Source organism: Aeromonas sp. s12, assembly GCF_040907925.1.
In the GTDB taxonomy this organism is placed as follows: domain Bacteria; phylum Pseudomonadota; class Gammaproteobacteria; order Enterobacterales; family Aeromonadaceae; genus Aeromonas; species Aeromonas veronii.
Window position 1 is genome coordinate 107205 of the sequence record NZ_JBFOCT010000013.1, and the last position, 25264, is coordinate 132468.

Genomic DNA, 25264 nt, shown 5'->3' on the forward strand with positions numbered 1-25264 from the left:
TTATTCATTTACGCAGCCATATCGAGATAAAAAAACGCCCCGCAGTGCGGGGCGTTTTGGCAAGCGAGGCTGATTAAGCAGCCAGATTCTTGGCCACGAATTCCCAGTTAACCAGAGCCCAGAAGGTTTCCATGTACTTCGGACGCAGGTTGCGGAAGTCGATATAGTAGGCGTGCTCCCACAGGTCAACGGTCAGCAGCGGGGTGGTACCGGCTTCAGTCAGCGGGCAGCCGGCGTTGGAGGTGTTGACGATAGCCAGAGAGCCGTCAGCTTTCTTCACCAGCCAAGTCCAGCTGGAACCGAAGTTGCCGATGGCTGATTTGGTGAAGGCATCTTTGAACTCGGCGAAGGAGCCGAATGCCTTGTTGATGGCATCAGCCAGGGCGCCAGTCGGCTCGCCACCGCCATTCGGGGAGAGGCAGTGCCAGTAGAAGGTGTGGTTCCAGATCTGGGCGGCGTTGTTGAAGATGCCACCGTTGGAGGTCTTGATGATCTCTTCCAGAGACTTGCCTTCAAACTCGGTACCCGGCACCAGATTGTTCAGGTTGACCACGTAGGTGTTGTGGTGCTTGCCGTGGTGATATTCCAGAGTTTCCTGGGAGATGTGCGGTTCCAGAGCGTTGATTGCATAGGGCAGAGCGGGAAGTTCGAATGCCATTTTCTACTCTCCATTGGCTGGACCGTGCGAAGGCGACGGTTGCAAGACATTGCGTACTCTTTTCTATATGTGAAAAGAGTTGTTTTTAAAATGATGGGGCTGGGTAGCCCAAAGCCAAGGGATTGTAGCAGTATCAAAGATGGCCTAACAACTCTTGATTGGCGCCATGATCGCGATCAATCCTGTGTGGGTTCTTTGCACAATTCAAGCCGGGTCACCCCTTTGTCAGTTTGTGCTCGGGCAAGATTGCAGTAGAATGGCCGCCGAAATCGCTCTAGTGAGGCACCTATGGAAACTATTGAAAAGATTAAGCAGCAGCTGGCTGACAACCCCATCATCATCTACATGAAGGGCTCCCCCAAGCTACCCAGCTGTGGCTTCTCTGCCCAGGCCTCCCAGGCTCTGATGTCCTGCGGCGAGCCGTTTGCCTACGTTGATATCCTGCAAAATCCGGATATCCGCGCCGAATTGCCAAAATTCGCCAACTGGCCGACCTTCCCCCAACTGTGGGTTGAGGGTGAGCTGATCGGTGGCTGTGACATCATGATCGAGATGTTCCAGGCTGGCGAGTTGCAGGCTCTGATCAAAGAGACTGCTGCCAAGTACAAGAAAGATGATGCTGCAGCCGAGTAATCGGTTCTGTGTTGTCGAGAGGGAGCCTTATAGGCTCCCTTTTTTATTGTCCCGGTTCTGGCAGGCAAGCAACTGATTGCCGGTTGCAAAAAGCAACGCAATTGCCCTGGAAAATCTAATCTTTACGGTTTTGTTTTGGAGTTGTTAATTATATTGTTTGCCAATATATGATTACTTTTTTTAATCCATTTGGATTCAAGTGTTGCTGCCATCACATTATTTGATAATTTCACCGTAACGCAGTCTCTTTGTAGATTTTTTTGTGTTTATGCTCACATTAATTGCAAGTGATAGAACCTAGTATCGCTTCGCCCTGTGAAATAAAACCCTACAAATTAATAAATAAAAAGAGATTTGCGATGAAGATGTATAGCAATCTGCCCATTGGTCTTCATGATATTACTGAAGCCAAAAAAAGACTGACCAATCATATATACAAGACCGCGCAACTACCCTCTAACTACATCAGCGAACGTTGCCATGGCGAGGTTTACCTCAAGCTTGAAAACATGCAACGTACAGGCTCTTTTAAAATTCGTGGTGCCTTCAACAAACTCAGTTCATTAAGTCTGGAAGACCGACAAAAAGGTGTTGTCGCCTGCTCGGCGGGCAATCATGCCCAAGGTGTATCACTCTCCAGTGCCATGCTGGGAATTGATGCCAAGGTGGTCATGCCTTGCTGTGCCCCCAAATCAAAAATTGCTGCAACCAGTGACTATTCAGCCAAAGTGATCCTCCATGGAAATAGCTTCAATGACACCATTGCCAAAGTCAGCGAAATCGTGGAGATGGAAGGCCGCGTATTTATCCCCCCCTTCGACGATGCAAAAGTGATTGCCGGCCAGGGCACCATTGGCCTGGAAATTATCGAAGATTTGTATGATGTCGATAACATCATAGTACCGATCGGTGGCGGTGGTTTGATTGCCGGTGTTGCCATGGCTATCAAATCTATTAATCCGACCATCAAGGTGATTGGTGTGCAATCCGAGAATGTGCACGGTATGGCGGCTTCTTTCTATGCCGGCACCATGACCAATCACAGAACCAGCAGCACGCTGGCCGATGGCTGTGATGTGGCAAGACCCGGTTCACTGACCTTCGAAATCGTCAAACAATTGGTGGATGATATTGTACTGGTCACCGAGGATGATATTCGTCATAGCATGGTTGACCTTATTCAGCGCAACAAGGTGATTACCGAAGGGGCGGGAGCTCTGGCCTCGGCAGCGCTGCTCAGTGGCAAGCTGAAACATTATGTCGAAGGTAAAAAGACCGTCAGCATTATTTCGGGGGGCAATATTGATCTGACCCGTATCGCCGAAATTATCGAACAGAACAATATTCGTCAATTTAGCCTGTAAGGAATGCAGTCATGATATTAGACAGTGTTGTCACCGGCAGTAAAGAGAATACGCGTGCATGGCGTAAATCGGATACCACATGGGGATTAGGTCTGTTCGGTACTGCTATCGGGGCGGGGGTCTTGTTCTTTCCAATCCGGGCCGGATATGGTGGCCTGATCCCAATATTAATCATGCTGGTGCTGGCTTACCCCATTGCATTTTATTGCCACAGGGCGTTGGCCAGATTATGTCTTTCTGGCAGTAATCCATCGGCAAATATTACCGAGACCGTTGAAGAACATTTTGGCAAGATGGGTGGAGTGGTAATTACCTTCCTCTATTTCTTTGCCATCTGCCCACTGCTGTGGATATATGGTGTGACGATCACCAATACCTTTATGGCATTTTGGGAGCATCAACTACAGTTGGTTCCGCTTAATCGAGGTGTGGTTGCACTGGCATTGTTGATGTTGATGGCATTCGTGATCTACTTCGGTAAAGATCTGATGGTCAAGGTGATGAGCTATCTGGTCTTTCCCTTTATTGCCAGTCTGATCGTTATCTCTCTCTCCCTCGTCCCGTACTGGAACAGTGCCGTCTTTGATCAGGTCAATCTGAGCGAGATATCGATGTTTGGTCACGATGGTATTCTGGTTACCGTCTGGCTGGGGATCTCCATCATGGTCTTCTCCTTCAACTTCTCGCCGATTGTTTCCTCTTTCATTGTCTCCAAACGGGAAGAGTATGAGCAGGAGTTCGGGCGTGATTTTACCGAGAAGCGCTGCTCGAAGATTATCTCCGGTGCCAGCATGCTGATGGTGGCCGTGGTGATGTTCTTTGCCTTCAGCTGCCTCTTTACCCTGTCACCGCAAAATATGGCGGAAGCCAAAGCCCAGAACATTCCGGTGCTCTCCTATCTGGCCAACCACTTCTCCTCAATGACGGGCAGCAAGTCTGCGTTTGCCACCACTTTGGAGTATGCGGCGTCCATCATTGCGCTGGTTGCCATCTTCAAATCCTTCTTTGGCCACTATCTGGGGACGCTGGAAGGGTTGAACGGCCTTATCCTCCGCTTTGGCTACCAGGGCGACAAGAGCAAGGTTTCCAGTAAAAAACTCAACATGGTCAGTATGTTGTTCATCATGGGTTCGACCTGGCTGGTCGCTTATGTGAACCCCAACATCCTCGACCTGATTGAGGCAATGGGGGCGCCAATCATCGCTTCCCTGCTCTGTCTGCTGCCGATGTATGCGGTGAGCAAGACACCGGCACTTGCAAAATATAAAGGTCAGGCCAGCAACCTGTTTGTCACCATCATCGGTGTACTGACCATCCTGAATATAGTTTCCAAGCTGTTCTGAAAACCTTTTCTGCACGTCATCAGTCATTCAGGCCCCCTGGCGGGGTCTGCATGGCGCAGTCAGAAGTGCGCAATAACCTGTTCTTGGTTGGCCCAATTATGTGGGCCCAGGGCAAGGCTATCCGTGATTTGGCCACCACACTCAGTGGTAAATATGTTCTGACTGCAGTGACTCGACATCATAAATATCGAGGCGATGTAATGAAGTTTGATTCGTTGGTTCTGGTTATCAATTGCGGCTCTTCGTCGGTCAAATTCTCGGTACTGGACAGTAAAACCTGCGAGGTGGTGATATCCGGTATGGCGGATGGTATTGAGACGGCCCATCCCCAATTGCAAGTGGGTAAAGAGCCCGCTATGTCATTACCTGAAAATAACCACACCTGTGCATTGGCTGCCATCGCGGCGGAATTGAAAAAACGGGATCTGCTGGATGCCATTGCACTGGTGGGTCATCGGATTGCTCATGGTGGTAGTGAATTTAGTGAAGCCGTGATCATTGATGAACATGTATTGGCCAAAATCAAGCAGGTGTCACCCTTGGCTCCCCTGCACAATCACGCCAATTTAAGCGGCGTGATGGCCGCCCGCCAGCTATTTCCCAACCAGCCCCAAATTGCGGTATTTGATACCGGCTTTCACCAGACCCTCAAGCCGGAAGCTTATATATATGGGCTGCCTTACCAATATTTGCAGGATTACGGCGTGCGCCGCTATGGCTTCCATGGCACCTCCCATCGCTATGTGGCCGAGCAGGCCTGCGTATTTATGGGGCTGGATGAGCAGCATGCCGGTCTGGTCATCGCCCATCTGGGCAATGGCGCCTCTATTTGTGCGGTACAGGATGGCAAGAGCGTCGATACCTCGATGGGGATGACCCCGCTGGAGGGGCTGATTATGGGCAGTCGCAGCGGTGATATCGACTTTGGTGCGCTGGCCTATATCGCCAGCAAGACCGGGCAATCCATCGAGGATATCGAGCGGATATTGAATAAGCAGTCCGGTTTGCTCGGTATTTCCGGCCTCTCTTCCGATATGCGCGTACTGGAGGCGGCTTATCACGAAGGGCACCCCGGCGCAAAACTGGCGATCCACGCCTTTGTCCACCGTATTGCCCGCCATATCGGTGGCCATGCCACCTCATTGCGCCGGCTGGATGCCGTTATTTTCACCGGCGGTATTGGCGAAAACTCGGCCTTTATCAGAAAGCTGGTATGCGAACGACTTCAGGTATTTGGCGTAGCGATCTGCGAGCCGTTTAACCAGCGTCCCAATAGCGAGGGCTGCCGGGTAATTTCGGCGGCAGAATCCATGGTACTGGCGACGGTTATTCCCACCAATGAAGAGAAAATGATCGCGCTGGATGCCATTCGTCTGGGGCTGAAGGTTCGTCAGGCCGAGTGCGTCTGACATCTTCCACTGTAGTGTCATGAGTAGTGAATGAGGTTTATTTGATGAAAGTTGATATGCAATTGGATCAGGATAAATTCCGTCAGGCATGGCAAGGGTTTGCAGGTGAAAACTGGAAGCACGAGATCAACGTCCGTGATTTTATCCAGCAGAACTACACCCCCTATGAAGGTGACGAACAGTTTTTAGCAGATGCCACCGAAGCGACCACCACTTTATGGAACAAGGTGATGGAGGGGATCCGCATCGAGAATGCCACCCACGCGCCTGTTGATTTTGATACCAATATTGCCACCACAATCACCGCCCACGGGCCGGGTTATATCGAGCAGGGGCTGGAAAAAATCGTTGGCCTGCAAACCGACAAGCCCCTTAAAAGAGCACTGCATCCATTTGGCGGCGTAAATATGATCCGCAGCTCTTTTGAAGCATATGGCCGGGAGATGGATCCCGAATTTGAATATACCTTCAGCGAATTGCGCAAAACCCATAACCAGGGAGTGTTCGACGTCTACTCTCCCGAGATGTTGCGCTGCCGAAAATCAGGAATTTTGACCGGTTTGCCGGATGGTTACGGCCGTGGTCGCATTATCGGAGATTATCGTCGGGTCGCGCTCTATGGCATAGATTATCTAATCCGTGAGCGGGAGCTGCAGTTTGCCGATCTGCAACCGGCGCTTGAGCGGGGAGAGCAGCTGGAGCAGGTGATCCGCCAGCGCGAGGAGCTGGCCGAGCACAAGCGGGCACTGGTGCAGATCAAGCAGATGGCGGCGAGCTACGGCTTTGACATCTCCGGGCCGGCACGCACGGCGCAGCAGGCAGTGCAGTGGCTCTACTTTGCCTATCTGGCGGCGGTGAAGTCGCAAAATGGCGGGGCCATGTCCCTCGGTCGTACTGCCACCTTCCTCGACATCTATATCGAGCGGGATCTTAAGGCGGGGCTTATCAGCGAGCAGGATGCCCAGGAGCTGGTTGATCACTTCATCATGAAGATCCGCATGGTACGTTTCCTGCGTACCCCCGAGTTTGACTCCCTCTTCTCCGGCGACCCCATTTGGGCCACCGAGGTGATTGGTGGCATGGGGCTGGATGGTCGTACTCTGGTGACCAAGAACTCTTTCCGTTACCTCCACACCCTCAAGACCATGGGGCCGGCGCCCGAGCCCAACCTCACCATCCTTTGGGCGGAAGGGCTGCCGCGGGCCTTCAAGACCTATGCGGCCCGCGTCTCCATCGATACCTCATCCCTGCAGTATGAAAACGATGACCTGATGCGCACCGACTTCGAGAGCGATGACTATGCCATCGCCTGCTGTGTGAGCCCCATGGTGATCGGCAAGCAGATGCAGTTCTTCGGTGCTCGCGCCAACCTCGCCAAAACCCTGCTCTATTGCATCAACGGCGGGGTGGACGAGAAGCTGAAGATCCAGGTCGGCCCGAAAGTGGCGCCCATCATGGACGAGGTGCTGGATTACGCCACTGTCATGGCGAGCCTCGACAGCTTTATGGATTGGCTGGCGGTACAGTACATCAGTGCGCTCAACCTTATTCACTATATGCATGACAAATACAGCTACGAGGCTTCCCTGATGGCACTGCACGATCGTGACGTCTATCGCACCATGGCCTGCGGTATCGCCGGTCTATCGGTAGCGGTCGATTCGCTGGCAGCCATCAAGTACGCCCGGGTCAAGCCGGTGCGCGATGCGGATGGGCTGGCGGTCGATTTCGTGATTGAGGGGGAGTATCCCCAGTATGGCAACAATGACGAGCGGGCCGACTCCATCGCCTGCGATCTGGTCGAGCGCTTTATGAAGAAGATCCAGGCGTTGCCGACCTACCGCAATGCGGTGCCGACCCAGTCGATCCTGACCATCACCTCCAACGTTGTCTATGGCCAGAAGACCGGCAACACCCCGGATGGTCGCCGCGCCGGTGCGCCCTTTGCGCCGGGGGCTAACCCGATGCACGGTCGGGATCGCAAGGGGGCGGTCGCTTCGCTGGCCTCGGTGGCCAAGCTGCCGTTCAAATACGCCAAGGACGGGATCTCCTACACCTTCTCCATCGTGCCGGGGGCGCTCGGCAAGGAACCCGCCAATCGCGAGAGCAATCTGGTGGGGTTGATGGATGGCTACTTCCACCATGAGCGGGATGTAGAAGGGGGTCAGCACCTCAACGTCAACGTGATGAATCGCGAGATGCTGCTGGATGCCATCGACAATCCGGACAAGTACCCCAGCCTGACTATCCGGGTCTCCGGCTATGCGGTGCGCTTCAACGCCCTGACCCGCGAGCAGCAGCAGGACGTCATCTCCAGAACCTTCACCAACATGATGTAACTCTCATGCCCGGGGTGAGCAGGCTTGCTCCGGGCCTACTTTTTGTTTGTCAGCACGAGGAAGTAACAGATGCGACAGGTTATCACTACCAAGGCGGCGCCGAGCGCCATCGGCCCCTATGTGCAGGCCACCCGGATTGGCAACATCCTATACACCTCCGGTCAGATCCCGCTGGACCCGGTAAGCGGTGACATTGCGGAGGGGATCGAAGCGCAGACCCTGCGCTCCCTGCAAAACGTACAGGCGATTGTCGAGGCGGCAGGCGGCGAGGTGCGCAACATCTTCAAGACCACGGTGTTTGTCTCGGATCTGAACGACTTTGCTGCGGTTAACCGGGTCTACAACGATTTCTTCACCGAGCACGATGCCATGTATCCGGCTCGCTCCTGCGTAGAAGTGGCTCGGTTACCGAAGGATGTGAAGATCGAGATAGAGGCGATTGCTGCGCTGTAACCCCATCGGGAGTGTGTCAGCAAGCCAAAACAGAGCGGCTGCCAATGGCAGCCGCTTTTGTCTATATGGTCATCGGGCAGATCAGGCGATCCGTTCGATACGAGCCATGTAGAAGCCGTCGAAGCCGGTCTCGGACGGGCTCACGGTGTGATCGTCACGCAGACGGAAGTTTTCGTTGGCGGCGAGGAACTTGTCCACCTGCTGGCGGTTCTCCTCGGGCAGGATGGAGCAGGTTGCATAAACCAGCAGGCCGCCGACTTTCACCATCTGGCTGTAACGCTGCAGGATCTCTTCTTGCAGCGCGACCAGCACCGGCAGACGCTCGGCGGTATCACGCCACTTGGCATCCGGATTGCGCTTGAGGACGCCAAGACCGGAACAGGGCACGTCCAGCAGTACGCGGTCGGCGCTCTCTTTGAGGCGCTTGACGGTCTTGCTGCTGGTGATGACCCGGGTCTCCACGTTGTGGGCACCGGCGCGACGAGCGCGTTGCTTGAGGTTCTCCAGCTTCCACTCTTCCACATCCATTGCCAGCAGACGGCCTTTGCCCTGCATCATGGCGGCGATATGCAGGGTCTTGCCACCAGCACCGGCACAGGCGTCGATAACGCGCATGCCTGGGGCAACTTCCAAAGCGGCAGCAACCAGCTGGGAGCCTGCGTCCTGCTGTTCGAAGCAACCATCGGCAAAGGCCTTGGTACGGAACAGGGCGGCGTCGGAGGTGACCTGCAGGGCAGTCTCCACACCTTCAACCGGAATGGTGGTGACCTGCTCTTTGGCCAGCATGGCCTGCAGCTCATCACGGGTGCACTTGAGGGTGTTGACCCGCAGGTAACGCTTGGGCATCCAGGCCAAGGCTGCACGCTCGGCAGGCCAGGCTTCACCCAGCTGCTCGCTGCCCAGTTTCTCCAGCCAGCTCGGGCAACCATCCATCAATACCGGGTTCTTCTTCGCCTCGGTCAGACGGCGGCGGAATGCCTCTTCATTGAAGCGATCCAGGGTCGGGTGGTTGGGCTGGGCAATTTTGTGGAATGCGTGCCAGCTGTGAAGCAGCGGCCAGACATTCTTTTCGGCCTGACGCACCTGAATACCGGTGAGGAAACAATAGAGGCTGAGACGGCGCAGCAGGTCGCCGGTGACCAGGGCAATCCTTGCCTGTTCTTGCGGTTTGAGTTCGATGCCGGAGAAGTGACGGGCATAAGCGCGGTCGAGGGTAAGACCCTGACCGAGCACATCGTCAACAATGGCAACGACCAGATCCCCGAAACGGGGCAACAGTGGGGATTTGAGCATGAGATTAACCTTGGCCAGATAAAGATGAACCGCACCTTTGTGAAGAGGAGCAGTTCTAAAATTGACAAATCCGCGCAATGATAGGGGTTAGACGGGGTTGGCGCAACACTCCCCATGGGTGAGTGGCTGAAACAGTGGCGCCGGGCTTTTTGATTCGGCGGGATAATGATGCCGGTAATGGTTCAAAAAAGTGCATGACTACAAGGATGACAAAGATGCATGTGACCAGTAAGTGTTCGTTGGCCTTGTTAGTGGCCAGTTTGTTGGGGTCAACCAGCCTGATGGCCAGCGAGTGGAGCACGGTAGCCGCCAGAGCGACTGCGGAGCAAGGTTATGAGGTGCGGGCTAATCAGTTTCGGGTGGCCAAGGTGCCGCTCGACTATTTTGCCGGGCTGCAAGCCGGGGCGAGTGAGCTGACCCTGCCGCTGCCCGATGGGGGGGAGGTCACCTTTGCTCTGGAAGCCTACGACTTGCTGCCTGCAGATCTTGCCGCCAAGTATCCGCAGATCCGCACCTTCAAGGGTCACAACCCGGCGCATCCGATAGAGACGGGGCGCTTCGATCTGGGGCCGCAAGGTTTCCACGCCATGTTCAGCCATCAGGGCAGGATGGTGTTTGTCGATCCGCTGCGCAATGCCGAAGGTTACGCCATCTATTACCAGCAGGATGCCCATAGTCGATTGGAAGAGGCTGCAGATGAGGTGATAGGGCCCAAGCTCAGCAAACTGGTGCGCAAGGTGCAAGTGGATGGCAATGTTCGCAAGCGCTACGTCATTGCCATTTCGGCGACAGGAGAATTTACCCAATACCACGGTGGCTCCAAAGCGCTTACCATGGCGGCGATTGCGACCTTGCTCAACCGCGTCAATCAGGTCTATCAAAGGGATGTGGGCGCCGAATTCGTGCTGGCCAGTGGCAATGACAACCTGATCTTTACCGATCCGGCCAGCGACTTGTTTGCCAATGATAATTCGGATGCGCAGACCAATATCGGGGTACAGGCTTATTACTTTACCAATATGCAGCTCGGTAATTTTGATATCGGCCATGTCCTGAATACCAATGGCGGCGGTCTGGCCGGATTGGCAGTGCTCTGCACCAATCAGAAGTCTGGTGGGATGTCGGGTTCACCCACACCGGTAGGAGATGCCTTCTTCGTTGACTATGTGGCTCATGAAATTGGCCACCAGTTTGGTGCCGATCATACCTTCAACGGCACTACCGGGAGTTGCGGTGCAGGTACCCGGGTTGCCAATCAAGCCTATGAGCCAGGTAGTGGTAGCTCCATCATGGCCTATGCCGGTATTTGTGGTGATGAGAATATCCAGACTCACAGTGACCCCTATTTTCATAGCAAGTCCATCGAGCAGATGCGTGCGCACATGGCGACCGTATCGACTTGTGGAACCACACTCGCGTTGAGCAATAATGCCCCGCAGGCAGCAGCAGGGGGGGACTATGTGATCCCTGCCAATACGGCCTTTATGTTAAAAGGGGCTGGTGGAGATCTGGATAATGATTCTCTGCTCTACAACTGGGAGCAGATCGATCTGGGTACTGAATCGAGTAGTGCCGCCACCATGATTGACGATGGCTCCCGGCCGCTGTTTCGTTTTGTCTCTCCCACGGCATCGCCGGAGCGGATCCTGCCGAGTTTGCCATCCCTGCTCTCCGGCACGCTTGCCAAAGGAGAGGTCTGGCCGACTACCAACCGGGATCTCAATTTCAGACTGACGGTGCGTGATGGTCAGGGTGGCGTTGCCAGTGATGACATGAAAGTGCAAGTGATCAATACCGGTGCGGCATTTCGCATCACCAACCCGTTTTACGGGGTGACTCTCACTCCGGGGGCCAGTCAGGCAGTGGCATGGGATGTGGCGGGCACAACTGTGGCGCCGATCAGTTGCAGCAAGGTGGACATCTCGGTGACCCAGGATGAGGGCGTCAGCTGGACAATGCTCGCCGCCGGACAACCCAATAACGGCGCAGCAACGGTAACGTTGCCTGCCGATCTCACCAGCAGCGTCAGGCTGAAAGTGGCATGCAGCGACAATATCTTCTTTGCCATCAGTCCCCTCAAATTGCCTCTGGTGCAAGGTGGCTCGACTTCAGGTGGCGGCGGTGGTGGCGGGGCGCTCGGATTGTGGACGCTGACTCTGGCGCTGCTCGGCTGTCAACGGAGGCGCACATGAAGGGAGTCCCTCTGTTGCTGCTTGTCATGCTCGGCGGCTGTCAGGCCGATGCCAGCACGCTGGAACAGGAGCTGAGTGCAAACCTCGCCAGGCAGGATTACCGCCTGATAGTGATAGCCGGGCGGGGAGAGTTCGCCCCCGGTATTGCAGCCGAGCAGCAGGCAGAGGCCAAGGCGCGCTGTGGAAAGCGTTATCTGGATGGATTGGGCGATGTGATAAGGCCCGGTCAGCAAGAGATACATGCCAAGTTGAGTGCTTACGCCAGCGAGTATAACCAGCGTATGCTGATTCATTGCCCAATAGCATCGGGCGCTGGCAAGCAGTAATACACCAACGAACCAATCCAAATGGAGGGGATATTCATCCCCCTATCTATCCGTGAAGGCGCCAATGGCGCCTTCACTTTTTTCCGTTGTTGAATGGGGCCAGTCTGTATTGCCTGAGATGGGGAGCGCGGGTATAGCACGATTTTTCAGCGTGACAGAAGTTTTGTGCGAATTTTCTTTTCTGTCTGTCACGCAGATCGTCAATTGACGCTGCACCATACTTGTTGTCACCAAGGTAGGGCAAGGAGGCTCTATGAAGCATGGCATTGCGGTGATTATCACCAGTTTGTCTGTTCAGGTTGCAGCAGAACCACAGTGGACCTTCATGGATGAAAACTTGGAAAGGGGAGGGGTCTATGATGTGCGAGCTGAAAAGGTCAGAGTGGTGGTTCCTGACAAGCCTTTTGAACCCGGGCATCTCGCCAGTGTATTGACCTTGCCATTGCCGGATGGCACTACGGTGCAGTTTGATGTTCATCCCAATGCCTTGCTCCCGGAGCCTTTGGCCCAGCGCTACCCTTCTATCAATACTTACAGTGGGAAGGCTATCGATCGGGCGGCGGATACAGGCCGATTTGATGTCACCATACATGGTTTTCACGGTATGTTTACCTATCAGGGGCGTACCTTTTATGTCGATCCGCTTCAGGACGGTTTCTCTTATGCCGTTTATGAACAGCAAGATGCCTGGCGGCGACAGGATGTGGATCAGGTGATTGATCCTCATGGTATCGAGCGTGAGCGAGCTGTGCTGGTCGATGGCAATTTGCGCAAGCGCTACACTATCGCCATCTCGGCAACCGGGGAATATACCCAGTATCACGGTGGTACCAAGGTTGCAGCACTCTCGGCCATTGCAACACTGCTTAATCGGGTCAATGAAGTCTATCGCCGTGATGTGGGGGCCGAGTTTCAGCTTGCAGCTGATACGGATAATGTGATTTTCACCGATCCTGCGACGGATCCTTTCACCAACTCGACCCAGGATATCGCCATCAACCAGACCCAACAGGGGGTGTTGCTCAATCCTTCTTTTGATCTGGGCCATCTGCTGGCGACATCAGGCGGCGGGGTGGCGACCCTGAGATCTTTATGCAACCCTTTCAGTCGTTCACGGGGTATGACCGGAGGCTCACAGCCTATCGGCGATGCATTCTTTATTGATTATGTGGCTCACGAATTGGGGCACCAGCTGGGGGCAGAGCACTCCTTCAATGGCATGGCCGACAGTTGTGCCACGGGTCGCAAGGCTAGCTCAGCCTGGGAACCGGGCAGTGGCTCGACCATCATGGCCTATGCCGGGATCTGTGGTGAGGAGAATCTGCAGGTTAACAGCACACCTTTTTTTCACAGCAAGTCGATCGAGCAGATGCGGGCTCTGATGGCCTCTCTGCCCTCCTGCGGCACCGACCTTGCGCTTGCCAATAACGCACCGGTTGTGGATGCGGGGGGCGATAGGGTGATCCCCGCCAATACGCCTTTCACTCTTGTCGGTAGTGCGCTGGATCTGGATGGTCATCCCCTCAGTTACACCTGGGAGCAGGTTGATCTTGGCAATGCATCCTACAGCGTGGCAACCATGGTGGATGATGGAACCCGCCCGCTGTTTCGCTTTGTTTCACCGACATCGGATCCCCGCAGAACATTGCCCGCCATGAGCTCTCTGATATCGGGTGTCTTGGCCAAAGGAGAGGCGTGGCCTGCGACCAATCGCAATCTCCAGTTCCGCCTTACCGTACGTGATGGTCAGGGGGCGGTGAGCAGTGATGAAATGGTGGTTCAGGTGATCAATACCGGCGCTGCATTTGCCATCACAGCTCCGCAGATCGGCGCCATGGTGGCGGGTAGCACTCAGCTAGTGACATGGAATGTTGCCGGGACCGATCAGCCTCCTATCAATTGTCCCAGCGTGGATTTGGCACTGACACAGAATGGCGGCTCTACCTGGACTACGCTGGCAAGCGGGCTTGCCAATAACGGTTCGGCCAGTGTGGTGTTGCCTGCACCGTTGACCAGCACGGCCAGGCTGAAGCTGGCATGCAGCAATAATATTTTTTTCTCTATCAATGGGATAAGAGGTAATGCGTCTGCCACTACGGAAAGTGCAACGGTCATTACCGACAACAATGCGGGTGGCGGCGGTGGTGGTGGTGGTGGTGGTGCAGTGAATCTTATCGTGATCCTCCTGATGGGAGGGGCAGCCGGATGGCGCAGGTATTACGGTTAGCCGTCAGTTTGCTGTTTCTATATATCTGCGCAGCGCCTGTTGTGGCCGCATCACTGACCGAGGCAATAGATGAAAGTCTTGCAGCTCAAGATTATCGGCTCATCGTGCGTGGCGGGCGCGGCGGTATGGCTCCGGGGGTTGTGGAGTCATTGCAAGCAGAAGCGAGAACCCGGTGCGGAGTCCGTTATCTGAAAGGGTTCGGTGATGTGATTGAGATGGGCAAGGAGTCGGAGTTTGAGCAGCGGATTGACTATGCCACCCGATATAACCGACAGATGCTGGAAAGGTGCATGCCGGAGGCGATTTCAAGGCCGTAGTGGCTGTTCAACAACGGCGTGTAAATCGGCATGATTGGAGTTATAACTCTAATATTCCAAACATAGTTATAGCCTCATGGGAATGATTCGATGACTCACATATGAGCCTCCATATAATTTTTTTGGAGTTTTAACTCTATTAAAAAGAACTGCTGAAAATGCTAACAAAATGAGCTATTTATAAACTATAACTCACTAACTGCATGACTTTAAATGAAATAAAATTCATTTAATTTTTATTGAAAAAGTTGAATTGTGATTTTCGTCACGTTATTCTCGCCGGCTGTTCAGTCAGGTGATTAATAATGATGAAGTTCACAATAAATGCAATCTCAGTTGTCATCGCAATGTCAGCCAATATCGCGCTGGCATCCCCATGGCATATGGTCGAAGCACACAATAGGCAGGCGGCTGATACAGTCACAACTAGTGCCTATACCAGCTTTAAGGTCGATGAAGAGTTTATTCAAAATCTACGTGCTGGCGATACGCTGATTACTTTGCCATTACCAAATGGTGGAATGGTGCAATTTGAAGTGCAGCCCTCGTCGGTGTTGCCACCTGTATTGGCCGCCAAGTATCCGGATATCATGACCTTTAAAGGCCATGAAGTGGGCAATGAAAATAATACCGGTAGTTTTGATATTTCCCCACGTGGTTTTAATGGCATGTTTATGCACCAAGGGGAGCAGGTGTTTATTGATGTTCAACGTAGTGGTCTTTATTCTGTTTATTACAAGAAAAATGTAAAGCCGCGAAAAAATGGGCATCATGAAGAGCTGATGCAGAATAATACAAGTGAGCATGAAAGTGAAAAAAAGCGCTCATTGTTAGATAGTGCAACTAAGCAAGCAGCACAAAAATATAACTTTCCTGGAATAAAAATATATCGGATTGCGATATCTACCACTGGAGAGTACACCACCTCATTTCATGGTAAAATAGGTGCGTTGTCATCTATTGTAACATTGCTGGTTCGAGTCAATGAGATATATGAGCGTGATCTCGGTATAAAATTTATCTTGGCTGATGGCAATGATAATATTATTTTTGACGATCCGGACACAGATCTATTTTTTAATGGAACTAATAAAGACCGCACATTTACCACGCCTACAATAGACCGTGATGATGCACATCGAAATGAGCTTGTTCAACTGTTGGCTCAAAGAGAAACCAATCCTGCGAAAAAGTTAGGTGAGTTTGATATTGGCCACGTGCTGATGACGACTAATTATTCTGGCTTGGCATGGGGGACGCTGTGCGCAGCTCCAAATCTGGATTATTTCGGGAATAAGTCCCTTGGTCGAAACTTGCGATCTAATGCAATGAGTGGAGCCGGTAATGGCAGCTCGGGAGCGGGAATCGCAGAGATCGATGCGATGTTTGTCGATACCTTTGCGCATGAAGTGGGTCATCAGCTCGGTGCAGAGCATATCTTTAATGTCGACCAAGGCGGACGTGTAGCTAATTCCGCTTGGGAGGTTGGTAGCGGTGCGACCATCATGGGTTATCCGGGCAGAGTTGGCATGGGGTCACAAAATCTGCAATCTAAAACGACTGGTTATTTTCATAGCAAGTCCATTGAGCAGATGCTTGCTGTGCTAGCCAGCCGTCCAGATAATTGTGGCGTTGTTGAGCCTATGTTCAAGCAAGATATTGATGTGAATATCTCACCAGCATCGCAATCAAAAGTTATTCCTGTTAGAACTGCATTTTCACTCACAGGGATTGGTTCTGGTGAAGATGGAATGACCTTTAGCTGGGAACAGGTTGATCTTGGTCGAGCGACAGAGAGTGCATCTGATATTTACTATGGGAAATTGAACGATGGACCCTTATATCGTTTTGTAGCGCCTACAACGTCTCCTGAACGTCACTTTCCTTCTTTGGCTACTCAGCTAAGGGGATATGAACGATTTATGTTGCAACAGCCTGAGCTAATAAAAGATGAAGAGAAGGGCGATCCATGGGTCAATGTACCGCGTACTCTGAATTTCCGTTTGGTGGCCCGTGATGGAAAAGGCGGTGGTGCCTATGATGAGACCTCGGTCGAAGTGGTCGATACAGGTTCACAAACCTTCAAGATATTGCCAGCCCCTGACCAGCGTATTCTGGTTGGCAGCCCGACCACAGTGAACTGGCAAGTAGCTGGAACCGACGGTGGCCGCATCAACTGTCAGCGGGTCGATATCAGTTATAGCAACGATGAAGGCAAGAGCTGGCAGCCGCTGGTCAATGGCGTGAACAACAATGGCGCCCATGAGGTGACCATTCCGGCCAATGCTGGCAGCGCTGTTCGCCTCAAGCTGGCCTGTAGCGACAATATCTTCTATGCCATTACGCCAAAACTGGCGACCAAGAGCAGTGATACACCGGCTCCCCAGCCTGAAAGCAATGGCGGCGGTGGTGGCGGCGGTTCGACCGGTCTGTTCGCGCTGTTGGGCCTTGGTATCGCTGCGCTGCTGCGTCGTCGTGAGATCATGAGCTACTAAACCAGATAACCCAAGGGTGAGATTACCCATCTTTGGTAAATTGATAAACCAAGCGAAGAGGCGTTAGCCTCTTCGCTTTTTTTGTATGGTTTACAAGGTCGCTTTATCGAGCGCACAATGCCTGCGTCACTCTCTTGATGGTCGTGGAACCATTATTTATTTGAAGGAAAATCAAGATGATGGATGTTGCTGATCTGCGCCGTGAATACTCCCGTGGCGGGCTGCACCGGGCCGATCTGCCGGCCGAGCCGCTGGCGCTGTTCGAGAAGTGGTTGGCGCAGGCTTGTGAGGCCAAACTGACCGATCCCACCGCCATGGTGGTAGCGACGGTGGATGCCGATGGTCAGCCCTGGCAGCGCACTGTGCTGCTCAAGCACTACGATGCCCAGGGGATGGTCTTTTACACCAACATGGGCAGCCGCAAGGCGCAGCAGCTGGCAGGCAATCCTCGTATCAGCCTGCTCTTCCCCTGGCACACGCTGGACAGACAGGTGCATGTGACCGGTCGGGTGGAGAAGATGAGCACCTTCGAGGTGATGAAGTATTTCCACAGCCGTCCCAAGGATAGCCAGATCGCTGCCTGGGTCTCCAAGCAGTCGACCCGCATCTCGGCCCGCGGCGTGCTGGAGGCCAAGTTCCTTGAGCTCAAGCAGAAGTTTGCCAATGGCGAAGTGCCGCTGCCGAGCTTCTGGGGCGGATTCAGAGTGGTGATCGAGACGGTGGAGTTCTGGCAGGGGGGCGAGCACCGGCTGCACGACCGCTTCTACTACACCCGCGACGGGGATGGCTGGCATATCGAGCGTCTGGCACCCTGAGCGCGCTGTTCAATTCTGTTTTCACAAGGAGTGTGTATGCGTCTGTATGGTGATCTGCGTTCCGGCAACTGTTACAAGGTGTGGCTGCTGGCCCGCTGGCTGAAGCTGCCCCTTGAGTGGGTTGAGGTGGATATTCAGGCGGGGGATACCCGTACCCCCGTATTTCTGGCCAAGAACCCCAACGGCAAGATCCCGGTGCTGGAGATTGGCCAGGGCGATACGCTGGCGGAATCTAATGCCATCCTCTTCTATCTGGCGCAGGGCTCGTCTTTGTGGCCAACCGATCCGCGCCAGCAGGCCGAGGTGCTCAAATGGATGTTCTTTGAGCAGTACAGCCATGAGCCCTACATCGCGGTGGCCCGCTTTATCGTTCACTATCTCGGCCGACCCGAGTCGCAGGAGGCGCGGCTCGACGGTCTGAAAGCCGGTGGCGAGAAGGCGCTGGCGGTAATGGAGCAGCAGCTGAAACAGAGCCCCTATCTGTGCGGTGATGCGCCGACTATCGCCGATATCGCCCTTTATGCCTACACCCACGTGGCAGAGGAGGGGATCTTCTCCCTGCAGGGGTGGCCCGCTATCCGTAGCTGGATCGCCCGTATCGAAGCCCATCCCCGCCATCTGACGCTGCCAGCGGCCTGTCAGGCCAGCTGATGGAACTGCTGATCGAGGCCAGTCTGTGGCAACCGCAGTGGGCTGCGCTGTTGCTGCACTGGCAGCAGCAAGGTCATCGCTGGCAGCTGCTGCTGGGCAAAGAGGCGGCTGCCGCCCTCGATCAAACCGATGCTCCCTGGGCGAGCAGTCCTCCTGACGGGGTGCTCTGCCCGGGGGCCCTGCTGGCTGCCTGGCTCGATGGGGATCTGCTGGCGGATTTTCATGTTGATCCCAGCCGCCAGGTTCTGATCAGTGCCTCTACCTCGCTATTGACCCTCGCCAAGGAGCAGGGACTGCTCACCCTTGGCCCTGTGGGGGCCGATCTGCCGCTCACCCCCGAGGCCGATTTGGGCGCCGTGCTCAATCGCCTGCTGGTGCGCCGCGTGACGGTGCCGACCCTGGCTGAGGGGCATTCGCTATCAGGTGTCGTATTGCGACCACTGCAGGCCGACGATGAGCGCGAGATAGTGCGCTACTGCAGCGACGAGGCGCTGGCGCGCTACACCCTCAATATTCCTCACCCCTATCCGCCCGAGGGGGCCCGCGACTGGCTGGCGCTCAGCTGGCGCAAGGCGGCGCTTGGCCTTGGCTGGAGCTGGGCCATCACCTTGCCAGAGGAGCAAGGTGCGGCGTTGCTTGGGGTGATCTCCCTGCACTGGAATGGCGAGCTCGCCTGGTGGGTGGGCGTGCCCTGGCAGAATCGCGGTCTGGCGACCCGGGCCGCCAGCTTGGTCAAGGGGTTCGCCTTTGACCAACTGCAACTGCCTGCGCTGACGGCTCGCCATATGCCAGACAATTTAGCCTCCGGCCGGGTGATGGCAAAAGTGGGCATGCACTATCGCGGGCGGCGCCATATCAGCGGTCGCCAGCCGTGTGAGGTGAGCTACTGGCGGCTGGATCGCGCTCCCTCCTTGCCCAATCCCTTGCCCGAGGAAATTTCCCGCTGGCTTGCTGATGAGCGGATCGCCGTGGTGATCCTGTGGGATCCCGCAACGAGCAATCGGCAGAGTGCCAACGGCAAGCTGGCCATCTCGCTCTTTGTTGATGAGAGGGGCGCGGGGGAGGAGTCCTGCTCTATTCGCTGCCCGCCGCATCTTGAGAGGTCTCTGGAGCTGCACTGTTACCCCGTCGAACTGCTGGAGCAGGCCGAACCGGAGCAGTTGTCCCATCTTGGCGGCGTCTTGCTGAAAGACAGGGATGAACAGGGGCTGGCGTGGCTGCTGCAACTGGCCGCGCTGCAGCGGCTGGGGCCCGAGCTGCTTAGCCGCGAGGCGCGCGCATCACGGCGCCACTGGTTCAACCAATTGATGGCGCAGGCGCTGGGTGGCAACGGTGACTCGCCGCAGATACGCTATCAGCAGTTACGGCTGCTGGTGGAGCTGCCGGAGCTGGTCGACGAGCTGGATGGCTGTTGGCATCAAACGCCCGAACTGACCTTTGAGCGGTTGGCGCGGGAGGCTCCCGCCCTCTGGCTGGCCTACCGCGAGGCGATGAACAGGGTCACCCCGGCTACGCTAACCGCCTTGCAGCTGCAGTTTGCTGCTCGTTTTCCTGAGTGCACCCTCCCATTTTTGGACAAAGGTACTCAGAATGACCAGCCGTTGTGTGGAATAATGCCCGCTCTGCTGTACGAGGAGTAATACCTGATGTTGAGAACCGAGCGCCCCGGTGACATGCTGCCGGTCTATGAGCTGCTGAGTGCCGCCTTCGGTCGTTCCGATGAGGCCGAACTGGTCAACCGCCTGCGCGAATGTGGTGCTGCCGTAGTGACCATGGTCGAAGAGGAAGAGTACGAGTTCATGGGGCACCTGATGCTAAGCCCGATCACCATTAACGGCATGGAAGGGCCCTGGCTTGGTCTGGCGCCGGTTGCGGTTCATCCCGACTGGCAAGGCCAGGGGATTGGCTCGGATCTTATCCGTGAAGGGCTTGATACGGCGCTCGAGATGGACTGGAAAGGGGTGGTAGTACTCGGGGATCCGGCCTATTACAGCCGTTTCGGTTTCCGCCCGGCCAGCGAGTTTGGCCTCCACTGCATCTATGAGGTGCCTGCCGACTGCTTTATGGCGATGGAGCTGCAGGAGCGCGGTTTTGCGGGTGTGCAGGGTGAGGTGCTCTATCACCCGCTGTTTGACGAGCTGCCTGACGAAGAGCCGCTCGAGGTGTGAATGGTCGACATCTGTGAAAAAGGCGCCTGATGGCGCCTTTTTCATCTCTATCAGCCAGTCAGGTTAGTTGAAGAACCAGTAACCACGGTTGACCAGACGGGTCAGCAGTTGCAGGAAGCCAGCCTGATCGGCCAGCTCCACCATGTCGGCCTGAGTGATGATGTCTTTGTCACACAGGAGCGAAATGGCGGCCGCATCTTCGCTCTGCAGCGTCCAGGCTTCGCCGTCGATGAAGCACTGCTGGCTCTCGCCGCTGAACCAGACGGTGCGCAGACCCGGCACCTTGATGGCAGGTTCGCCCTGGGTCAGCAGGTCGGCCACTTCCTCGGCGCTGTAGTCCGGCTCGACCGGATTGACATCCAGATCGTGCTTGGCCTCGGAGATCATGGTGCCGAACCACTCCTTGAACAGGGTCTCGTCATCGAGGGCCTGCTGCATCAGCTCGCGCAGACGGTGCAGCTCGTGGGGCTGGATCTCGCCGTGACGGGCACGGGGCTTGAGATCGGCATCGCCATAACGCTCGGTACGCACCTCGTTGTCGATCAGATGATCGGCAAAGGAGGAGATAAGCGCCTTGGCATCTGGTGCGCGGAAACCCACCGAGAAGTTCATGGAGGGCTCGATGGCGTAGCCTTCGTGGGGGAATCCGGGCGGAATGTAGAGAATGTCACCCGGCTCCATGATGACGTCGATGATAGCCTCGAACGGCTCGCAGTGCAGCAGGGCGGCGTGGGCGGCAAACTCGTTGAGCGGCTTGGCATCGCCAACCCGCCAGTGGCGTTTGCCCAGCCCCTGGGTGATGAACACATCGTAGTTGTCGATGTGGGGGCCGACACCCGCGTGAGGGGTGGAGAAGCTTACCATCACATCGTCAAAGCGCCAGCCCGGAATGAACTGGAACGGCACCGCCAGCTCGTTCACCTCGGGGGCCCAGTGGTTGCAGGCCTGTACCAGAATGGTCCAGTTCTCTTCGCCCAGATGGTCGTAGGATTCGAAGGGGCCGTGGGCCGCATCCCACTTGCCGTCGAAACGGGTGACGAGGCGGGACTCTACCACCTCTTCCATGGCCAGACCCGCCAGCTCGTCCGGGCTGATGGGATCCTGAAAGTCGGTGAAGCCGCCCTTGATAAGGAGCGGGCGCTTCTGCCAGTAGTGCTCGAGGAAGTGAGCGATATCCAGATTGAGTTCGTACATGCTGTTTCTCGTGTCTCGCAAAGAGGTTTTGCCCAAGGCGGGCTTGGGAAAAGCCACTCGGGATCCTGCCGTGGCAGGGAAAATAACAGGGGCCCTGTGGCGTATCGTGCACAGGGCCCCTTCGTCACTGCCGGTTGGCTTACTTCAGCAGATCAACCAGACGCTGGGCGTCACCGATGTAGTTGGCCGGGGTCAGCTTCTTCAGCTCAACCTTGACCGCTTCCGGCAACTCCAGAGTGTCGATAAAGGTACGCATCCCTTCGGCATCGACGCGGCGACCACGGGTCAGCTCCTTGAGCTTCTCGTAGGGCTTCTCGATACCGTAGCGGCGCATCACGGTCTGGATCGGCTCGGCCAGCACTTCCCAGTTGGCGTCCAGATCGGCGGCCATGGCGGCGTCGTTGGCTTCCAGCTTGGAGATGCCCTTGAGGGTCGCCTGATAGGCAATCAGGGAGTAACCCACCGCCACACCCAGGTTGCGCAGCACGGTAGAGTCGGTCAGATCACGCTGCCAGCGGGAGATGGGCAGCTTGCTCGCCAGATGCTGGAACACAGCGTTGGCCAGACCCAGATTGCCTTCGGAGTTCTCGAAGTCGATGGGGTTGACCTTGTGCGGCATGGTGGAGGAGCCGATTTCACCGGCGATGGTGCGCTGCTTGAAGTGACCCAGGGAGATGTAACCCCACACATCGCGGTCGAAGTCGATCAGGATGGTGTTGAAGCGGGCCATGGCGTCGAACAGCTCGGCGATATAGTCGTGCGGCTCGATCTGGGTGGTGTAGGGGTTCCAGGTCAGGCCCAAGGAGGTAACAAACTCCTCGGAGAACTGGTGCCAGTCCACATTCGGGTAGGCGCTAAGGTGGGCGTTGTAGTTGCCGACCGCACCGTTGATCTTGCCGAGGATCTCCACCGCCATGATCTGCTTGAACTGGCGCTCCAGACGGTAGGCGACGTTGGCCATCTCCTTGCCCATGGTGCTCGGGGTCGCCGGCTGACCGTGGGTACGGGAGAGCAGCGGCATGTCACGATACTCGTGAGCCAGGCGCTTGAGCTCGCTGATCAGCTTTTCGCAATAAGGCTTGATTACCTCCTCGCGAGCGGTTTTCAGCATCAGACCGTGGGAGTTGTTGTTGATGTCTTCCGAGGTACAGGCGAAGTGGATGAACTCGCTGACAGCCGCCAGCTCCGGGTTCACTTCGACTTTCTCTTTGAGGAAGTACTCCACCGCTTTCACATCATGGTTGGTGGTGCGCTCGATCTGTTTGATGCGGGCGGCGTCGCTCTCATTGAAGTTGCTGACGATGCCATCGAGCAGGGCGTTGGCGGCCGCGCTCAGGGCAGGGACTTCCGGGATCCCGGCGTGGCTGGCCAGTTTTTGCAACCAGCGAACCTCGACTTCAACGCGAAAACGCAGCAGGCCGAATTCGGAGAAGATAGGGCGCAGGGCATCGGCCTTGTCGCCATAACGACCGTCAATCGGGGAAACAGCAGTCAGCGCGGACAGCTCCATGGGGTGAACTCCTGATGATTGGTGTGGGGGATCCGTATTCACTTGCGCGCCGGTCGGGGTGTATCAAGGCTGATGTGCGGCTGTTCACCTTGTCCTCCCTCTGCCTGCGCGCAAGCCAATGATTAGTAACGCTTGGCCAGCTCCACCATCTTCTTGCGAGCGAAGATGATCTGGGTGCGGCTGCCACCGAGCTGACGCCACAGCACGCAGGCACGAATGCCCGCCAGCAGCAGGGCGCGCACCTTGTGCTGCACCAGCGGTTGCTGCAGGAACAGCGGGGTACCCGCCACCTGGATGCGTGGCCCGATGGGGCTGATAAGATCGCTGTAGATGCTCGCCATGTTGGCCAAAATCTGCTCGTCGAGCAGATCGAAGTGCTGTTGCTGGCGGCCAATCTGGCTGATCCGCTCACCCAGCATGTTGAGAATGTCCTTGCGCTTGGCCAGCTTGCGCTCCAGTGCAATCAGGCTTACCACGTAGCGGGTCAGCTCGGCATTCTTCTGGCTGCCGTCGGCACCCAGCTGCTCGACCAGCGCACGGTAGCCGTCGCGAATGGCCAGATGGGTGTTGTTGAACACCTCGAGCGGTTGGCTCGGGTTGGTCACCAGAATGCTGGAGAGGCTCTCGCGCAGGGCGGCCTCGTCACAGCTGCCGTCTCGGGCCACCTTCTGCACCAGATACGCGGCCTGGCAGATGCCGGCAAAGGCCATGGTTCTGTCTTGGAATTTATCGCTCACGTCTGCTGCCTTCTGTTAAGGATTCAAACCGGATGGCTGAAACGTTGTTCGATGATGCCGCCGCCCAGACACACTTCCCCGTCGTAGAAGACGGCGGATTGGCCCGGGGTCACCGCAGCCTGTTTCTCGTCGAAGATGACCCGGATGGTCTCGTCGTCGATGGGCTGGATCAGGCAGGGGATATCCTGCTGGCGGTAGCGGGTCTTGACGGTGCAGCGACGCGGCTCGCGAATGGGGGTGCGATCCACCCAGTGCAACTGGCTGGCAATCAGGCCATCGGAGTAGAGGCGGGGATGTTCGCCCTGCGCCACCACCAGCACGTTGCGCTCGACCTCTTTGTCGACCACATACCAGGCCTCTTCGGTGGCATCTTTGCGACCACCGATGCCGAGCCCCTTGCGCTGGCCCAGGGTGTGATACATCAGCCCCTGATGCTCGCCGATCACCTTGCCATCCACGGTCTCGATTTTACCGGGCTGGGCGGGCAGGAACTTGGCCAGGAAGTCCTTGAACTTGCGCTCACCGATAAAGCAGATGCCGGTGGAGTCTTTCTTCTTGGCGGTGATGAGATCGAGCTGCTCGGCGATGCGGCGCACCTCGGGCTTTTCCAGATCGCCAACCGGGAACAGGCTCTGACCCACTTGCTTCTCGCTCAGGGTGTAGAGGAAGTAGCTCTGATCCTTGTTGGTATCGAGACCGCGCAGCAGGCGCGGGCGGCCGGTGCTGTCGTCACGGCGCACATAGTGGCCGGTGGCGATGTAGGTGGCACCCAGCTCTTCGGCGGCAAATTCGAGGAACGCCTTGAACTTGATCTCCTTGTTGCACAGGATATCCGGGTTTGGCGTGCGGCCAGCCTTGTACTCTTCGAGGAAGTGCTCGAACACATTGTCCCAGTACTCGGCCGCGAAGTTGATAGTGTGGAGTTTCATCCCCAGCTTGTCGCAGACGGCCTTGGCATCAGCCAAATCCTGGGCGGCAGAGCAGTACTCGTCCGTGTCGTCTTCTTCCCAGTTCTTCATGAACAAGCCTTCGACCTGATATCCCTGCTGCTGGAGCAGGTAGGCCGAGACGGAAGAATCCACGCCGCCGGACATGCCGACGATCACCTTGATTTGGCTGTTGTCTGTCATTAGTCGAAGT

The 25264-nt window shown here is 55.8% G+C and carries 21 protein-coding genes and 1 pseudogene; 15 read left to right on the top strand and 7 right to left on the bottom strand.

Going from position 1 to position 25264, the window contains the following annotated elements; translation table 11 throughout:
* Positions 1-73: 73 nt before the first annotated feature.
* Positions 74-658 (bottom strand): superoxide dismutase [Fe], encoded by a 585-nt coding sequence (gene sodB / locus AB5Y67_RS05930; protein ID WP_005334664.1) that lies wholly within the window; start codon positions 656-658, stop codon positions 74-76.
* Positions 659-946: 288 nt separating this feature from the next.
* Here sodB and AB5Y67_RS05935 point away from each other — a divergent pair, with 288 nt between their 5' ends.
* The 6 genes from AB5Y67_RS05935 (at position 947) to AB5Y67_RS05960 (ending at position 8199) form a co-directional block, all read left to right on the top strand.
* On the top strand, positions 947-1291 hold the full coding sequence (locus AB5Y67_RS05935; protein ID WP_005353650.1) for a Grx4 family monothiol glutaredoxin: 345 nt from the start codon (positions 947-949) through the stop codon (positions 1289-1291).
* 359 nt (positions 1292-1650) lie between these two features.
* Positions 1651-2655 (top strand): bifunctional threonine ammonia-lyase/L-serine ammonia-lyase TdcB, encoded by a 1005-nt coding sequence (gene tdcB, locus AB5Y67_RS05940; protein ID WP_005334660.1) that lies wholly within the window; start codon positions 1651-1653, stop codon positions 2653-2655.
* 11 nt (positions 2656-2666) lie between these two features.
* Complete coding sequence (tdcC, locus tag AB5Y67_RS05945) at positions 2667-3998, top strand: threonine/serine transporter TdcC (protein WP_019444738.1); 1332 nt, start codon at positions 2667-2669, stop codon at positions 3996-3998.
* Between the two features lie 200 nt (positions 3999-4198).
* On the top strand, positions 4199-5407 hold the full coding sequence (tdcD, locus tag AB5Y67_RS05950; RefSeq protein ID WP_199428360.1) for a propionate kinase: 1209 nt from the start codon (positions 4199-4201) through the stop codon (positions 5405-5407).
* A gap of 44 nt (positions 5408-5451) precedes the next feature.
* Positions 5452-7746, top strand: a complete 2295-nt coding sequence (gene pflB, locus AB5Y67_RS05955; RefSeq protein WP_199428361.1) for a formate C-acetyltransferase — start codon at positions 5452-5454, stop codon at positions 7744-7746.
* A gap of 69 nt (positions 7747-7815) precedes the next feature.
* A complete protein-coding gene (locus AB5Y67_RS05960; RefSeq protein ID WP_139473745.1) occupies positions 7816-8199 on the top strand; it encodes a RidA family protein in 384 nt (127 codons plus the stop codon).
* A gap of 81 nt (positions 8200-8280) precedes the next feature.
* Here AB5Y67_RS05960 and AB5Y67_RS05965 read toward each other — a convergent pair whose 3' ends face one another.
* On the bottom strand, positions 8281-9492 hold the full coding sequence (locus AB5Y67_RS05965; RefSeq protein WP_047434271.1) for an RsmB/NOP family class I SAM-dependent RNA methyltransferase: 1212 nt from the start codon (positions 9490-9492) through the stop codon (positions 8281-8283).
* A gap of 215 nt (positions 9493-9707) precedes the next feature.
* On the opposite strand from AB5Y67_RS05965, the gene AB5Y67_RS05970 reads away from it, so the two are divergent.
* The 8 genes and pseudogenes from AB5Y67_RS05970 to AB5Y67_RS06005 form a co-directional block, all read left to right on the top strand.
* Complete coding sequence (locus AB5Y67_RS05970; RefSeq protein WP_199428362.1) at positions 9708-11684, top strand: reprolysin-like metallopeptidase; 1977 nt, start codon at positions 9708-9710, stop codon at positions 11682-11684.
* Positions 11681-12010: a hypothetical protein gene (locus AB5Y67_RS05975; protein ID WP_139410658.1), complete on the top strand. Its 330-nt coding sequence runs from the start codon at positions 11681-11683 to the stop codon at positions 12008-12010. Before AB5Y67_RS05970 ends, AB5Y67_RS05975 begins: the two co-directional genes overlap by 4 nt.
* Positions 12011-12263: 253 nt before the next feature.
* Entirely contained in the window at positions 12264-14237 is a 1974-nt protein-coding gene (locus AB5Y67_RS05980; RefSeq protein WP_199428363.1) for a reprolysin-like metallopeptidase, read from the top strand.
* Positions 14216-14554, top strand: a complete 339-nt coding sequence (locus AB5Y67_RS05985; RefSeq protein WP_080768659.1) for a hypothetical protein — start codon at positions 14216-14218, stop codon at positions 14552-14554. Before AB5Y67_RS05980 ends, AB5Y67_RS05985 begins: the two co-directional genes overlap by 22 nt.
* A 305-nt stretch (positions 14555-14859) precedes the next feature.
* Positions 14860-17049: a reprolysin-like metallopeptidase gene (locus AB5Y67_RS05990; RefSeq protein ID WP_325793609.1), complete on the top strand. Its 2190-nt coding sequence runs from the start codon at positions 14860-14862 to the stop codon at positions 17047-17049.
* A gap of 176 nt (positions 17050-17225) precedes the next feature.
* Positions 17226-17864 carry a pyridoxamine 5'-phosphate oxidase gene (pdxH, locus tag AB5Y67_RS05995; protein WP_199428671.1) on the top strand — a complete coding sequence of 213 codons (639 nt, stop codon included), beginning with the start codon at positions 17226-17228 and terminating at the stop codon, positions 17862-17864.
* A gap of 36 nt (positions 17865-17900) precedes the next feature.
* Positions 17901-18515 (top strand): glutathione S-transferase family protein, encoded by a 615-nt coding sequence (locus tag AB5Y67_RS06000; protein WP_199428672.1) that lies wholly within the window; start codon positions 17901-17903, stop codon positions 18513-18515.
* A pseudogene (locus AB5Y67_RS06005) lies at positions 18515-19339 on the top strand (GNAT family N-acetyltransferase); the annotation flags it as partial. The gene AB5Y67_RS06000 and the pseudogene AB5Y67_RS06005, both read left to right, overlap by 1 nt.
* A gap of 456 nt (positions 19340-19795) precedes the next feature.
* Here the strand turns inward: AB5Y67_RS06005 and AB5Y67_RS06010 are convergent.
* Positions 19796-19876 carry a polyketide synthase docking domain-containing protein gene (locus AB5Y67_RS06010; protein WP_368175128.1) on the bottom strand — a complete coding sequence of 27 codons (81 nt, stop codon included), beginning with the start codon at positions 19874-19876 and terminating at the stop codon, positions 19796-19798.
* 285 nt (positions 19877-20161) lie between these two features.
* Between AB5Y67_RS06010 and AB5Y67_RS06015 the strand changes: the two genes are divergently transcribed.
* Entirely contained in the window at positions 20162-20683 is a 522-nt protein-coding gene (locus tag AB5Y67_RS06015) for a GNAT family N-acetyltransferase (protein WP_042082457.1), read from the top strand.
* A gap of 63 nt (positions 20684-20746) precedes the next feature.
* On the opposite strand, the gene AB5Y67_RS06020 is transcribed toward AB5Y67_RS06015, so the two are convergent.
* The 4 genes from AB5Y67_RS06020 to mnmA form a co-directional block, all read right to left on the bottom strand.
* A complete protein-coding gene (locus AB5Y67_RS06020; RefSeq protein WP_005334626.1) occupies positions 20747-21877 on the bottom strand; it encodes a cupin domain-containing protein in 1131 nt (376 codons plus the stop codon).
* A 139-nt stretch (positions 21878-22016) separates the two neighbouring features.
* Positions 22017-23387: an adenylosuccinate lyase gene (gene purB / locus AB5Y67_RS06025; protein ID WP_047434256.1), complete on the bottom strand. Its 1371-nt coding sequence runs from the start codon at positions 23385-23387 to the stop codon at positions 22017-22019.
* Between the two features lie 122 nt (positions 23388-23509).
* Positions 23510-24124 (bottom strand): high frequency lysogenization protein HflD, encoded by a 615-nt coding sequence (hflD, locus tag AB5Y67_RS06030; protein ID WP_005334622.1) that lies wholly within the window; start codon positions 24122-24124, stop codon positions 23510-23512.
* Between the two features lie 23 nt (positions 24125-24147).
* A complete protein-coding gene (gene mnmA / locus AB5Y67_RS06035; RefSeq protein WP_005353619.1) occupies positions 24148-25254 on the bottom strand; it encodes a tRNA 2-thiouridine(34) synthase MnmA in 1107 nt (368 codons plus the stop codon).
* Between the last annotated feature and the right edge of the window lie 10 nt (positions 25255-25264).